This window comes from Enterococcus plantarum (assembly GCF_001730295.1).
Taxonomy (GTDB): domain Bacteria; phylum Bacillota; class Bacilli; order Lactobacillales; family Enterococcaceae; genus Enterococcus_L; species Enterococcus_L plantarum.
In genome coordinates this window covers 193985-209338 of record NZ_MIKA01000045.1, presented here as the reverse complement: position 1 = coordinate 209338, position 15354 = coordinate 193985, and the positions used below count along the sequence as shown (strand labels likewise).

The window sequence follows — 15354 nt, the reverse complement described above, 5'->3', positions numbered from 1 at the left end:
TCTCATAATAAAAGTTGAACACAATCCGAAGATTGTTAAGCTCATTTGTTTGCTAGCATATTGCTTCGCTTTGTTAAAAATTGTTGTTTGTTTTTACCGTTGTAAAAACAACCTACACATTTGGTTCGTCTTACTTTGTTCAGTTTTCAAAGGTCTACTGTATTACCTCGCAGCAACTTTTATATCATATCAAATCTCCGATTCGATGTCAACACTTTTTTAAAAAAAGTTTCAAAGTTTTTTCTGCTTGATGTTGTCAGATGTTTCGTGACAACTTCATTAGTTTACCAGGTTGTTTGTTATTTGTCAACAACTTTCTTCCTGATTTTTCAAGTTTTTTTAGGACTTGAAATGTTATTCTATTTCTTGTTCGTCGTCTTTAGTTCTTGCGACAACTTCATTAGTTTATCAGGTTACTTATTGTTTGTCAACAACTTTTTTTCCTGATTCTCAAAGTTTTTTTAAACTTTAAGTTGTTATATTATGCTCATCGTTCGGCGTGTTTCATCAGTGCCTTGCGACAAGATATAATATACCAAGATTATAGGCTTAGGTCAACTAAAATTTGCGCTTTTTTTTAATTTTTTTCGGTTCCCGATTGTTTTATTACTTTTGTTCTTTATTGTTCGTTTCTAATCGTCTAAATTGCATGATACGAGGAGCACATACACTATTTTTCAGTAAATAAAAAAGAGGAGATTATCGATAAATAATCTCTTCTTTTAAAATTTTATCTCATTGTTGGGAATAGCAAGACGTCACGTATTGATTGAGCATCCGTTAAGAGCATAACTAAACGATCTATCCCAATACCTAATCCGCCGGTTGGTGGCAATCCGTATTCTAGAGCTTCAATGAAGTCTTCATCCACACCGTGCGCCTCATCATTTCCTTGTTCACGTTCTTTTTCTTGGTCCTCAAAACGTTCACGTTGATCAATTGGGTCATTCAACTCAGTAAATGCATTAGCAAATTCTTTTCCTACTATAAATAGTTCAAAGCGATCGGTAAAGCGACCATCTTCTGGATTTTTCTTCGCTAAAGGAGATACTTCTACTGGATGCCCATAGACAAATGTTGGTTGTTGAAGTGTTTCTTCAACAAACGTTTCAAAGAATTCATTTAAAATATGACCAACTGCCATATTATTATTGATTTCTACATTATGTTCTTTCGCTAAAGCGCGCGCTTCATCAACAGTCATTTCCTGCCAGAAATCTACACCGGTTTGTTCTTTGATTGCATCTGCCATGTGCACACGTTTAAACTCAGAACCTAGATCAACTTCTTGACCATCATATGTGATAGTTGTTGTTCCCAATACTTTTTCTGCAGCATTCCGAATAATACCTTCAGTTAAATCCATTACATCTTTGTAATCAGTATACGCTGTATAAGCTTCTAGCATTGTAAATTCTGGATTATGTGTTGTATCGATTCCTTCATTACGAAATACTCGACCGATTTCATAAACTTTTTCCATGCCACCGACAATCAAACGCTTCAGATGTAACTCTAAAGCAATTCGCAAATATAGATCTATATCCAGTGCATTATGATGTGTGATAAACGGACGTGCAGCAGCTCCACCAGCATCATTGTGCAAAACAGGTGTTTCTACTTCCACATAACCGTTACTATCGAGATAGCGGCGAATCTCACTAATAATTTGACTACGTTTCATGAAACGATCGAAACTGTCTTTATTACTAATCAAGTCTAAGTAGCGTTGACGGTAACGTTGTTCGATATTTGTTAAACCGTGGTATTTATCTGGTAAAGGGCGCAAGGCTTTCGTCAATAATACGATTGTTTTTGCTTTAATCGTCACTTCGCCTGTATCAGTTTTCATAATTTGTCCAGTCACACCAAAGAAATCACCTAAATCTGCGTGTTTAAAGATTTCGTACGCTTCATCGCCTACTTGGTCTTTCCGCACATAGAGTTGAATTTGACCTTCACGATCTTGCAAATGCGCAAATCCTGCTTTTCCTTTGCCGCGTTTTGTCATCATTCGACCAGCTACACTTGCTGATAAATCTTTTTCATTCAATTCTTCTTTTGAGTATTGGTCAAATTGTTCATGTAATTCTTTTGAATTATGTGTCCGGTCAAAACGTTTACCGAAAGGATCGATCCCTTCTTCACGTAAGTTTTCCATTTTTTCACGACGCACAAGCATTTGATCGTTTAGATCCTCTAGGTGCGCTTGTTGTTCATCTGCCACTGTATTTCCTCCATTCTGAAATCACATACCCTTATAATGCCACATTGAAACAAAAAAAAGCAAGCCGTATTTCTGTTTCAGCCTGCTTTTTTTATTAGATTGTTTCTTTTTCTGCATGTTTTTCTGCTTTTTCCTCGAAAGCATCTAACAAGTCAATCATCACTTGTTGAGTCTCTGCTTGATTGATTGCTACTTTTACTTTAGCCGCACGAGGAATTCCTTTTAGATAGTAGGAAGCGTGCTGACGAAACTCTCTGGTGGCGATTTTTTCACCTTTTAATTCTACTAAACGTTGCAAATGAACTTTGGCTGTTTCGATTTTTTCGTGTGGCGCTGGTTCAGGCATAAGTTCTCCTGTTTCTAAATAATGTTTTGTCCGTTGGATCATCCACGGATTTCCTAAAGCGGCTCTACCGATCATCACACCATCTGCACCAACATATTCCAACATACGTTTAGCATCTTCTGGTGTACGTACATCACCATTTCCCATGAAGGGAATGGTTAGATGTTGTTTCACTTCTTTTAAAATATCCCAATTTGCTTGTCCTTCGTACATTTGAACTCTGGTACGCCCATGCATAGCGACGGCAGACGCTCCGGCTTTTTCTGCAGCCAGTGCATTTTCTACAGCAAATAAGTGATCTTCATCCCAACCAGTTCTCATTTTAACGGTAACTGGTAAATCTACAGCAGAGGAGACCGCCTCAACCATCTCATAGACTTTATTCGGGTCTAAAAGCCATTTAGCTCCTGCTTCTGCCTTAATTACTTTATTTACTGGACATCCCATATTGATATCGATAATGGCAGCTTTAGTATTTTCTTCAACAAACTTTGCCGCTTCAACTAAGTTCTCTTTGTCTCCACCGAAAATTTGCACACTTAATGGATATTCTCGCTCATCTATATAGAGCATATCTAACGTTTTTTGGTTTCTTTGCTGGATTCCTTTATCGCTAATCATTTCGCAGACAACAAGTCCTGCACCAAATTCTTTGACCGTCACACGAAACGCAGCATTGCTGATGCCAGCCATAGGTGCTACAACGACACGATTTGGAATTTCTATATTTCCTATTTTCCACATAAGGATACGCTCCTATTTTTCACGGGTATTTTTGATTGCTTCATCTCTTAATTCAATTAGATCGTCTTCACTATAATGATATTTATTACCGCAAAATTGGCAAACCGCTTCTGCCCCATGGTCTTCTTCAATCATGGCATTAATTTCATCTAAACCGACTGCAATGATCGCTGTACCAAATTTTTCTTTCGAGCAGTTACAGTTGAATTGTACAGGCATTTTTTCTAAGATTTCGATTTGATCTTTACCGAGTAGTCGTTCTAATATTCCCTCAGGTGACTCACCTTCATCGATCAAGCGAGATATCATAGGTACTTCTTGTAAACGTTGTTCTATAAAATCAATCGTTTTTTCATCTGCTCCAGGCATGACTTGAATCATAAATCCACCGGCTGCTTTGACACTTTCATCTGTATCGACTAAAACACTTAAACCAATCGCTGATGGAATCTGCTCTGAAACGGCCATGAAGTAAGTAAAATCCTCTCCAATTTCGCCAGAAACGATTGGGGTTTGTCCTGAAAATGTTTCTTTCAATCCTAAATCTTTTATCACCGTAAAAATACCTTCTGTTCCGACAGCTCCACGAACATCGATCTTACCGCTTTCGTTTAACGTTAAGCTCACGTGAGGATTTTTTATGTATCCTTTAGTATTTCCGCTACCATCACTATCCACAACAATACTACCAGCTGGTCCATTCCCCTGAACTTTAACCGTTAATTTGTCTTCACCTTTTAATGTTGCGCCAAGTAGTAAAGCGCCAACCATTGTTCTGCCTAATGCAGCGGTGGATGAGCTCCATGTGTCATGGCGTTTTTGTGCTTCTGAAATTGTATTAGTTGCGCAAACTGCATAAGCGCGAATCGATCCTTCATAACATAATGCTTTTACTAAGTAATCTTCCATTTTTATTTCCCTCTTCTCACTTGGTACTTTTCTGACTCATTACCCGATAATACTAGGAATTGATTATTTTTTCAACTAAATAATTCCAGCTTAAAAAAGAGCACCCTATTTAAAGGATGCTCTACGTGTTTTATTTGTAACGATCATCAAAGTTGTTACGGTCATATTCAGAATCATTTTTATGTTCATCATCAGATTTTACTTCTGATTGAACTTTTTCTTCTGTTTTTTCGCTGTCCGCTTTTACTTCTTCTGTTTCGTCGTTTAATTCTTGTTTTGCTTCTTCAAAATCTTGTTTTTCTTCGGCTTGTCTTTGTGCATCTTTTTCTTCTAGTGCACGTTTTGCTTCTTCAAACGTTTGAGCTTTTTCGCTAGGGAATTGGCTATCGATAACGTCTTGAGGCATAACACCTTCTTCAAACAATGATTTGATACTACGAGCATCTAACGTTTCATACTCTAATAGTTTCTCAGCAATCAGTTTGTGTTGTGCACGATGAGCCTCAATGATTTCACGTGCTTTATCGTGTGCTTCCATCAAGATACGACGTACTTCTTGATCGATTTCAAATGCTACTTGTTCGGAGTACGCTTTTGTTTGACCGTAATCGCGGCCAACAAAGACTTGGTGGTTTCCTTCATATTGAACTGGACCTAATTTGTCGCTCATTCCATATTCAGTTACCATGCTGCGGGCAATCCCTGTTGCTTGTTCGAAGTCATTAGATGCACCAGTTGATTGTACATTGAAAATAATTTCTTCTGCTGTACGTCCACCAAGTAACCCAACGATTTGTTCAAACATATCTTCTTTAGTCATTAAGAATTGATCTTCTTTTGGTAAAGCGATCATGTAACCACCAGCGCGTCCACGAGGGATGATCGTCACTTTATGCACGATACGGGCACGGCTCAAGACTAACCCGACTATTGTGTGTCCAGCTTCATGGTAAGCAACCATTTCGCGTTCTTTTTTGTTGATAACACGATCTTTTTTCGCAGGTCCTGCAATAACGCGATCTTCCGCTTCATCCACATCGGATGCATCGATTTTCTTCTTATTACGACGAGCAGCGACTAGTGCTGCTTCGTTTAAGACGTTTTCTAAATCTGCACCAGCAAAACCTGGTGTTTGTTGTGCCACGACTTTCAAATCAACATCGTCAGCTAATGGTTTGTTACGTGCATGAACTTTAAGAATCGCTTCACGCCCTTTAACATCTGGACGGCCAACTAAAATTTGACGGTCAAAACGCCCTGGACGAAGTAAAGCTGGGTCTAACACGTCTGAACGGTTGGTTGCTGCAACGACGATAACACCTTCATTACCATCAAATCCATCCATTTCAACCAGTAATTGGTTTAGGGTTTGTTCACGTTCATCGTGTCCTCCACCCATACCAGCGCCACGTTGACGACCAACCGCATCGATTTCATCGATGAAGATGATTGCTGGTGCATTTTTCTTCGCTGTTTCAAATAAGTCACGAACACGGCTTGCACCGACACCGACAAACATTTCAACGAAGTCTGAACCTGAGATGGAATAAAAAGGTACGCCTGCTTCACCGGCAACAGCTTTAGCAAGTAATGTTTTACCTGTTCCTGGAGGTCCTTCTAAAAGAACACCCGCTGGAATACGAGCACCTAATTCAACGAAACGTCGTGGATCTTTTAAGAACTCAACCACTTCGACTAATTCTTGTTTTTCTTCTTCCGCTCCTGCTACATCAGAGAAGCGCACGCGGTTGGCTTTTTTGTCTGCTTCTTTGGCTTTTGATTTACCAAAGTTCATAACACGACCGCCGCCACCTCCACCGCCGCCTTGTTGTCCCATCATCATATAGAATAAGAAGATGAACAATACAATTGGTAAGAAGCTAAATAAGATGGACAGCCAAGCACCACTTGTGGATTGCTCTTTTACTGTAAGTTTTACATTATTGTCTTTGGCCATATCTTGGATACCTGATAAGGTTATATCACTAGGCAAGACAATTGTGGTAAAGGCCTTTGTGGAAACTTCTGTTGATCCCCATAAAGAAAGACCCCCAGTGTTTTTGATTTCTTGTTTTTCTTTGTACTGACCTGTGATCTTATATACACCATTGGTTGGTTGGATCGTCAGTTCTTTGACTTTCCCCTCTTCTAACTGGGTATTAAATGTTGAGTATTCGATATCTGGTGACTGGGGATTGTTATTTCCAAAAATGAAATACACAACCATGACCATCGCCAAAATCAGCAATACATAGTATAGGCCATTTTTCATGCCGCTATTCTTTTTATTCATGCCTGTCCTCCTTTGACTAATGCGCGTAATTTAATTTTACGTTTTTTTTTTATCAATTCTGACCTTTACATTGTAACATAACTAAATCTAAGAGAGATATTAATTTGATTCGTAGATTTCAGGTTTCAATACGCCTACATAAGGTAGATTGCGGTAAGCTTCTGCATAATCCAAACCATACCCTACAACAAATTCATTTGGCACATCAAAGCCCACATAATCTGCGACGATATCAACTACACGTCCTTCTGGTTTATCCAATAACGTGACGATTTTAACAGAAGCTGCTTTTCTGTACTTGAAAAGGTCAACTAGGTAGGCTAGCGTGCGTCCGCTGTCGATAATATCTTCTACGATCAGGATATCACGTCCTTCAACATTTGTATCCAAATCTTTGATGATTTTCACTTCTCCTGAGGATACCGTTGCATTTCCATAGCTAGATACAGCCATAAAATCCATTTCTAAATGAGTATCGATACAGCGTGTGATATCTGCCATGAAAGGTATTGCACCTTTTAAAATACCAATTACTAAAGGATTTTTCCCTTGATAATCTTCTGTTAGTTGTTTGCCAAGTTCAGTTGATTTTTCAAGAATTTGTTCTTTCGTGATCAAAACATGTTTAATATCGTTCTCTAACATATTATTCTCCTTTTTCCTTTAAGGTTCGATGTCCTTTGCTTCTAAGCGAATCCATTCACCAGAGAAACGGCTCTCCTTTCCCTTTAAGGTCTTTAGTTATTATTTTATGTTATTTTGCTTCTTTGAATAAAAGTATTTTTCAGTTGTTACTCTTTTATTTTATAAAGGAGCCTGTAGAGTATTTTATCAGTTTCTTTAGGAATACTCAAATATGAATTTGCGAATTGAGGAACCCAGATAATCTGATCCTCCGCTGAATGAATGACCCACGCACGTTCTCTAATTAGATTGGGCACTTTTTGATCAATAAAAAGTCGGTTTAGCCTTTTGGTGAGGTTCGGTGTTAACGAGATTCTGTCTCCATTTTTCCGATGACGAATCGTCAATGGTAATGGTGTTTGTCCACTTATAAGCAATGAATAATCGGACCATTCTTTTACTTTTTCAGGTAGTACGATTTTTTTCTCTGCCGTTTCTAAACCCAGCCATTCAGTTTCAGAGAGGAAGACGTGGTCGTTTACATTTAAATGAAACGATTTTGCTTCATGGGTTAATTCGCTTTTTTTCAGATGGAAGGTGTTATACTCTTTCACAACTTGCCACCCATATTCCAAATCCATAGACAACTGTGGAGCGGGTTGATCCAGCAATAAAAGAAGCTGATCAATCTGCAGTCGGTTGATGGTTACACCTTTTGGGACAATTGTTCGTTGAAACAAGGTCATCAAGAAAAATATCTGGACACTTCTTTTTTCTTGTTTCAATTCCGTCAATTGAACAAGCCAACCTTCTGTTGTTTTTACCACCCAACTGTCATACTTTGGTTCTATAACCAACTGAATAATCTCGTCCGCTAAGGCGATTTGTTCACTAAAATCAGCCATATGCTGCAAAAATTTTTGATTTTCTTTTTTTAAGATTGGAACCACTTGATGCCTTAAACGATTCCGCATGTATGCATCACTGCGATTTGAGCTATCTTCAAAATACACAATTGTTGACTCTTTAGCGAACTGTTCCAATCGTTCTTTGGAAAAAATTAATAAAGGACGAGTCAATTTGCCTTTTCCAAATGATTGTGTTGCTCTAATTCCGACTAAATTCGGTAAAGCACTACCTCTTGTCAGTTTCATCAAAATCGTCTCAGCTTGGTCATCACTGTGGTGTGCGGTTAAAAGTACTGGGATATTTTCTTGTTCCATGAGCTTCGTAAAAAAATCATAGCGAAACTCACGAGCAAGGGCTTCTGTGTTTTTTGTTTTGTCTGATCGTTCCCATACTTTACTAAAATAAGGAATTTCTTTTTGTTGGCAATAACTTTTAAGATACTCTGCTTCAGCTTTTGACTCTAAGCGCAACTGATGGTCGACATGGGCTACCACTAATTTTAAGTGATCTTTTTGTGCGGCAGTTTGCATCAATTCTAATAGAACCATTGAATCGACTCCACCTGAAACAGCCAATAACACTTTTTGATATGGCAACCAGTACTTATTTCTTTTACAATGATCATAAAATTCTTGAAACATCTACTCACCTCTTTGTTTCATCGTTTATAGACTACTCAAAAAAATGCCCAAAACACAAAAGCCGAGCTTTCGCTCAGCTTCAATCATTTATTCGTTAGTTACGACGTCCACCACGTCCGCCACGCTTACCTTCTGTATTGCGTTTTAGAGAAGTTAAACGATCATCACTATCTTTTAAAAATGAACTCATCAATGAATCAAAATCTTGTTTTGAATTCATTGGTTGTGCTCTTGTAAATTGCTTTTTAGGTGCTGGACGAGCGCCGCGATCGCGACTCCCTTGATGCTCATTGTTATCACGACGTTGATATTCACGTTTTGGCTCTGCCGCTTGTTCTTGTGCTTTACGAATAGATAAGCCTACTTTACCGTCATCACCGACAGAAGTAACCTTTACTGTCACTTCATCTCCTACGGTTAATACATCATGGATATCTTTTACAAATCCATTTGATACTTCACTGATGTGAACCAACCCTGTTTTCCCTTCACCTAGATCGATGAAAGCACCAAAATTAGTGATACCAGACACTTTTCCTGGCAACTTCGCTCCTACTTCGATTGACATAAAAAAAATGTTCCTCCTATTATTTACCCTATTATATCTGCAGCTATTCGCCTGATTGTTTTTCAGATGAATGAGACTGTGATTGACTATCTGATGCTTTTTGTTCATTACTGGAGCTAGTCGTTCCGCCTAACTCTGGAATGTTGTAAATTTGTTCGCCTTCTTTAGAGACATAATACCGACTACGAGCCAACTTCGCCACATAATCCTCATCTCTTAGAAGAGCAACGTCCTGTTCTAAACGCTTTAACTTCTTATCGGCTTCTGCCGATTCAGCTACAGCTTCTGTCTGCTGCTTTTTGAAAGCACTCAATTGTTGATAGTCCTTCATTAGCTGGATGCCTGAAACGATAAAAATCACAAACGCCACGAGAAAAACTACTGCCAGACGTCGGCGCCTGAAAATCAACTGCTTTTGCTGTTTTTGAAACTCGGCATACTGTTCTTTGGTATACTCATTATCTAATGCAGCAACTTTCTCCATGTCTTTTTTCTTATTGCCCATGTTTTCCGCTCCACTCGTTTTTTGGTTTGTCTGTCTTATTATACCAACATCTAAGAGGCTTGTCTAATCTAAATTGTCACTATTTTCGACTCTTTTCTCTGAAATAATCTGATACATCTTTTCCGCATCTTCTTTTTTCGTCGAATCGCGGAGTTCAAGGACTTCGATTTCTAAGATTTTATTACCAAATTGTATCTTTACTTGATCACCAATTTTTACGTTACTTGATGATTTTGCTAAGATTCCATTGATTTGAATCCGACCTTTATCTGCAACTTCTTTCGCTACAGGTCTTCTTTTAATAATACGTGAAACTTTTAAAAATTTGTCTAAGCGCATAATTTTTACCTCTTCATTCTCAATATTTTCGCTCCAAACGGTAATGTTAGCCATTCCCGTGTTGTAAATAACCGTATTTTAATAATCATAAAAATAAATGTAGCGCCGCCGATCAAAACACCCACGATGGCGATGATCAACGCTTGTCCACGATGCTCAATGTTCCCTAATAAGAGTGCAATAACTCCTTGGTAACAGAGCAATACAATCCCCATTGTTCCAATACTCGCTGTTAATTTTCGGAAGAAGTGATTTTCTACAATAAAACGATTGATTTCATTTTTTGAAAATAGGATCAGTAAACATAAGGTCGCAATTAAACCTGCGATTGTTGAAACACTTGCTCCTAGCGTCCCCCATTTATAGGTCAAAGAACTTGTTAAAAATAGCTTGACTAACAACCCTATCCCTGCTGAAACTATCGATGTCATAAATTGATTGCGGCTTTGTAAAATACTCTGATAAGCTTGAATGACTGCCATAAATGCAATCGAACAAACATACACGCCTAACACGCCATTCCCTTTGTAATCTTTAAATAAAGCGAAATTTATATATGGCAACAACAAGGCTAATCCTATCGAAGCTGCTGTAGCAACCGTTGTAGTTAAACGTAAAAATAGTTTAGCGACTTGTAAAAATCGAGTCTTTTCTTGGCTCATAAAATATTTTGTCAACGCTGGTAGAAAACTCGAGCTTAAGGCTAGTGCCACAACTAAACCTAGTTGAACCAGTGGCTGTCCACGATCATAGACTCCTTTATCAACTTTCGCAGCAGCATCGCTGATTCCAGCAGCTACTAAAGAATTTTTGACTAAAAAAGAATCGATCAATTGGTAGAAAATCAAATAGGCACTATATAAGGATACAATTCCACCTTCGATGACCAAACGACCAAACAATTTCCCAGAACCTTTTTCAACTTTCCATTGCGTAAGATACGCCGAACTTCCTACCCGTATTTTCCTGTCATAATACCATAAAATCCCTACAGCAACGATGCCACCAAACAACGCACCACCCATTGCAATGGTCCCCGTCTGATAGACCGACCAGCCAAAGCGGCTAAATGAATACGCTGCAATCAAAATCACGCCGACTCGAACAATTTGTTCTGTTACTTGTGAAACGGCGCTTGGAACCATCAGTAAATGCCCCTGGAAATTTCCACGATAAAAAGACAGTATTGGAACTAATAAGAATGTAAACGAAACAACTTGGATCAAAGAGGCTAATCGATGATCCCCCATCATAAAAGCAATTTCATGACTTCCCAAAAAGAAAAACGCCCAACACAAACTCGCAATAACAAAAACAAATGGAAAAAGCTGTTGTAACATTTTCTTTTGCTTGCTGATATCTGGTTGCTCTGCGACAATTTTTGAAATAAATTGCGGCAGTCCAGATAACCCTAAGGTCATCGCAATGCCATAGATTGGGTAAACTTGCTGATAAACATAGAAACCTTCGTCCCCAACCAAATTTTGATAAGGTACTCTGTAAACCGCACTCAGTACTTTGGCAATAAACGATGCAATCGTCAAAATAGCTGCACCTTGCATCATCGACCGCATTTCTTTGTGTGCCATTCGTTGACCTCCTATTTTAAAAGCGTAACAGGCTCATTTAGCTCTGAGCGGGAAATAGAACTTGGACTGTGACGTCTTTTTCACATTCTATTTTTCCCAAAGAGCTTGCCCTCGCAGCTCATTGTTTTACTCTGCCTCAACTGCTACAGTCTTATACTTCTCTTGCCTTAAAGCACTTGTAAATAGTGCTACTTCTTGTAGCCAAATTGCTTCTTTCATGTCTTTAGGCACTTTTAAACGAACCGCCATTTTCTCATTGTCTACTGCAAGATCTGCTTTTAGCTGCGTGTGTGACAAGGCTTCAAAAATTTGTTCTACATTGTATGTTTTTGTGCCAATTTTACTCAACGTAAACGTAATTTCTTGTTGTCTCTTACGAATTGTTTCTACTAATGCTCGATCTCCATCCATTTTGATTTGTCCCGTCGTTAGTAAATGAGCTACCTCATCTGGATACTCACCAAAACGATCGAGTAAATCTGCTTCCAACTCATCATACATGTCCATATTTTCCAACTGACGAATTCGTTTATAGATTTCAATTTTTTGACGTTCATCCGAAATATAAGTCGTTGGTAAGTAAGCATCAATTCCTAAATCAATTTCCACAGATGTTTTTTGATCTTGAATATTTTTCCCTTGTTTACGTGCAACTGCTTCTGAAAGCATTTGTGAATACATGTCAAATCCAACAGAATCAATAAAGCCATGTTGTTGGGCGCCTAAGAGATTTCCAGCACCTCGAATCGACAAATCTCGCATCGCAATTTTAAACCCAGAACCAAGTTCAGTAAAATCTTTGATTGCTTCTAATCGTTTTTCACTAACTTCATTTAATATTTTTTGTTGCTCATACATAAAATAAGCATATGCTACTCGATTGCTTCGTCCGACTCTACCACGCAATTGATAAAGTGTAGATAAGCCCATATAATCGGCATTTTCCACAAATAAAGTGTTCGCATTTGGAATATCTACACCGGTTTCGATGATCGTTGTCGTAACCAACACGTCATATTGGCGTTCAATAAAGTCAAACAGAGTATTTTCAAGCTGAACTTCGGTCATTTGACCATGTGCGTACGCAATTCTAGCATCTGGAACTAACGCTTGAATTTCTTCAACTTTTTGTTCAATGGTATCCACGCGATTGTACAAGTAAAACACTTGTCCATCACGCGCCATTTCACGTTCGATTGCTTCTCGAATCGCGCCTGGATTATTCTCCATGACATATGTTTGGATCGGATAACGATTTTCTGGTGGCGTTTCAATAACTGAAAGATCTCGAACGCCTAGCATCGACATATGCAATGTTCTAGGAATCGGTGTTGCAGTTAGGGTTAACACATCCACTTGTGCTCTTAATTGTTTCAAACGTTCTTTGTGTTTTACACCGAAGCGTTGTTCTTCATCGATCACTAAAAGTCCAAGATCACTAAACTTCACATCTTGCGAAAGTAAACGGTGCGTTCCAACAACAATATCCACTTGTCCATGTTTGATTTTTTCGATTGTTTCATTTTGTTGTTTCTTCGTTCTAAATCGACTCAATAAGCCGACTTCCACCGGAAACCCTTCAAACCGATCCAACATCGTCTCGTAGTGCTGCTGTGCTAAAATTGTTGTAGGAACGAGAAAAGCGACTTGTTTATTATTATTGATTGCTTTGAATGCAGCACGCAAAGCGACTTCTGTTTTTCCGTATCCAACATCCCCAACCAGCAATCGATCCATCGGTCGAGTTTTTTCCATATCATGTTTGATCTCAGCTGTACTGCGTAATTGGTCGTCTGTTTCACTATATGGAAAGGCATCTTCAAATTCTTTTTGATAAGCATCGTCAGGTGGAAAAGCATATCCTTTCTCGGATTCTCTTGAAGCGTATAGTTGAATCAGATCGTCTGCGATATCTTCGATTTTAGAAGAAACTTTGCGTTTGGTTTTACTCCATTCGCTACCACCTAATTTATTGACTTTTGGTGATTTCGCTTCGGATGCAACGAATTTTTGAATCAAGTTTAATTGAGTAACTGGGATAAATAACTTATCATCATTTTGATATAAAATCGTGATGTAATCTTGATGAACACCATCAACTTCTAACGTTTGCATCCCAATATATTTACCGATACCATGATTCGCATGCACAACATAGTCACCATTTTTTAAATCACTATAACTTTTTAAGCGTTCTGCATTGGAAACGGTTTGGCGTCGTGCTCGTTTTTTCGTCGTAGTATGGAAAATTTCTTTTTCAGTGATGGCAACGATTTTTTCGACAGGTAATTCAAACCCTGACTGCAAAGAACCTTCTACGATTTGAATTTTTCCTTCTATTAATTTATCAGCAGAAGCGGTCACACTGGAAATATCAAAATCCCGAAACAGTTCTTCGACTTTTTGACTCCGTTCTCTAGTCGGCACAAAAACCACAACCGTCTGATCCTGTTTTTGCCAGCGATCCATTTCGGTTTTTAGTAATGGCATTTGACCGAAAAATTGCTGCATCGAGCGATACTGAAAATTATGAACCGCTTGAAAACGCAGGTTTCCCATTCCTTTTTGGAACAACGAAAAAAATGTTGTCGCAAAAGTCATTTTCCTTACTTGCTCGTGAAATTCTAGTCCAAAAGTTTGCTCAGGAAAGACACGCATTTCTTCTAGCTTTAAGACTTGCCATTCACTTTCTTCACGAATGATTTCACGTTCTGCTTCTAAGATCCGCGCATAATCGTCAATAAAAACGAAACTATCTTCTGGTATATAATCCAATAAAGTTGTTTTTGTTTCATATAAAAAATCAGTATAGTAATGAGCTGTATCAGTTGGAATTCCTTGGCTCCAAGAAGTCGCCAACTGGCCAAAATAATCTTGAAGAAACTCTTTTTCAGCGGTATCTTTGGCTATCGCAATTCTTTTTTCTAATGCGTTAGTTAGTTGTTTTTCGCCATAGATCAAGTCTTCATTTGAAAATACTAAATCCGTCATTGGTGAAAGTGTCACCGATTCAATCGCCCCCACTGAACGTTGGGTATCTGCTTCAAAATAACGGAGAGAATCGATTTCAATATCGAATAATTCTGCTCTTACAGGGTATTCAGAATTCAACGGATAAACATCGACGATACTGCCCCGAATACTAAAATCGCCTGGTTTTCCAACTAAAGATTGACGCTCATAGCCCATCAAAACTAGTTGTTGTGCTAATGTACTTAGTTCAATTTCCCCGCCAATCTCCCAATGAAGCTGCGCTTGTTCCCATGTTTGTTTACTCGGTAAATATTTCCTTAGACCTGCTACGGGAACAACAACAATCCCCGCTTGATCCGTTAAAAGAAAATTAAGAGCCGCAACTCTTTCCGCTCTCGCTTCTGGGGAAGAAAAAGCCATTTCCGCAGACAAAACTTCATCTACAGGAAAAATATAGACTTCTTCATCTGATAAAATATTACGAAAATCTTCAACTAGCTGATTACCATAATAAAGATTAGGAACAGCTACGATGATTTTTTTATTTTTTTCTTTATAGCCACTCGTCATGACTAATGTTTTAGCAGAGCCGGCTAGCCCTGTAATCAACTGGCGTGTGTTTTTAGTTAGTTGATTTTGCCACTCTTGGGCTAGCTCACTTGCACCAATTCGTTCAATGATGTTCAA

Annotated in this window: 11 protein-coding genes; all 11 read right to left on the bottom strand. The window is 38.5% G+C overall.

Annotated features, from left to right (window positions below; translation table 11 throughout):
* Positions 1-730: 730 nt before the first annotated feature.
* The 11 genes from lysS to mfd all read right to left on the bottom strand — a co-directional run bounded on the left by lysS (position 731) and on the right by mfd (position 15354).
* Entirely contained in the window at positions 731-2227 is a 1497-nt protein-coding gene (lysS, locus tag BCR22_RS11900) for a lysine--tRNA ligase (protein ID WP_069655099.1), read from the bottom strand.
* A 94-nt stretch (positions 2228-2321) separates the two neighbouring features.
* A complete protein-coding gene (dusB, locus tag BCR22_RS11895) occupies positions 2322-3317 on the bottom strand; it encodes a tRNA dihydrouridine synthase DusB (RefSeq protein ID WP_069655098.1) in 996 nt (331 codons plus the stop codon).
* Between the two features lie 12 nt (positions 3318-3329).
* Positions 3330-4226: an Hsp33 family molecular chaperone HslO gene (gene hslO, locus BCR22_RS11890; protein ID WP_069655097.1), complete on the bottom strand. Its 897-nt coding sequence runs from the start codon at positions 4224-4226 to the stop codon at positions 3330-3332.
* Between the two features lie 130 nt (positions 4227-4356).
* Positions 4357-6519 carry an ATP-dependent zinc metalloprotease FtsH gene (gene ftsH / locus BCR22_RS11885; RefSeq protein ID WP_069655096.1) on the bottom strand — a complete coding sequence of 721 codons (2163 nt, stop codon included), beginning with the start codon at positions 6517-6519 and terminating at the stop codon, positions 4357-4359.
* A 99-nt stretch (positions 6520-6618) separates the two neighbouring features.
* Complete coding sequence (hpt, locus tag BCR22_RS11880) at positions 6619-7164, bottom strand: hypoxanthine phosphoribosyltransferase (RefSeq protein WP_069655095.1); 546 nt, start codon at positions 7162-7164, stop codon at positions 6619-6621.
* A gap of 146 nt (positions 7165-7310) precedes the next feature.
* Positions 7311-8693, bottom strand: a complete 1383-nt coding sequence (gene tilS, locus BCR22_RS11875) for a tRNA lysidine(34) synthetase TilS (protein ID WP_069655094.1) — start codon at positions 8691-8693, stop codon at positions 7311-7313.
* Positions 8694-8787: 94 nt separating this feature from the next.
* Complete coding sequence (locus BCR22_RS11870; protein ID WP_069655093.1) at positions 8788-9261, bottom strand: S1 domain-containing RNA-binding protein; 474 nt, start codon at positions 9259-9261, stop codon at positions 8788-8790.
* A gap of 43 nt (positions 9262-9304) precedes the next feature.
* Positions 9305-9766, bottom strand: a complete 462-nt coding sequence (locus tag BCR22_RS11865; RefSeq protein ID WP_069655092.1) for an FtsB family cell division protein — start codon at positions 9764-9766, stop codon at positions 9305-9307.
* 63 nt (positions 9767-9829) lie between these two features.
* Positions 9830-10105: an RNA-binding S4 domain-containing protein gene (locus BCR22_RS11860; protein WP_010763793.1), complete on the bottom strand. Its 276-nt coding sequence runs from the start codon at positions 10103-10105 to the stop codon at positions 9830-9832.
* Between the two features lie 5 nt (positions 10106-10110).
* Positions 10111-11694, bottom strand: a complete 1584-nt coding sequence (locus BCR22_RS11855; RefSeq protein WP_069655091.1) for a putative polysaccharide biosynthesis protein — start codon at positions 11692-11694, stop codon at positions 10111-10113.
* 126 nt (positions 11695-11820) lie between these two features.
* Positions 11821-15354, bottom strand: a complete 3534-nt coding sequence (mfd, locus tag BCR22_RS11850; protein WP_069655090.1) for a transcription-repair coupling factor — start codon at positions 15352-15354, stop codon at positions 11821-11823.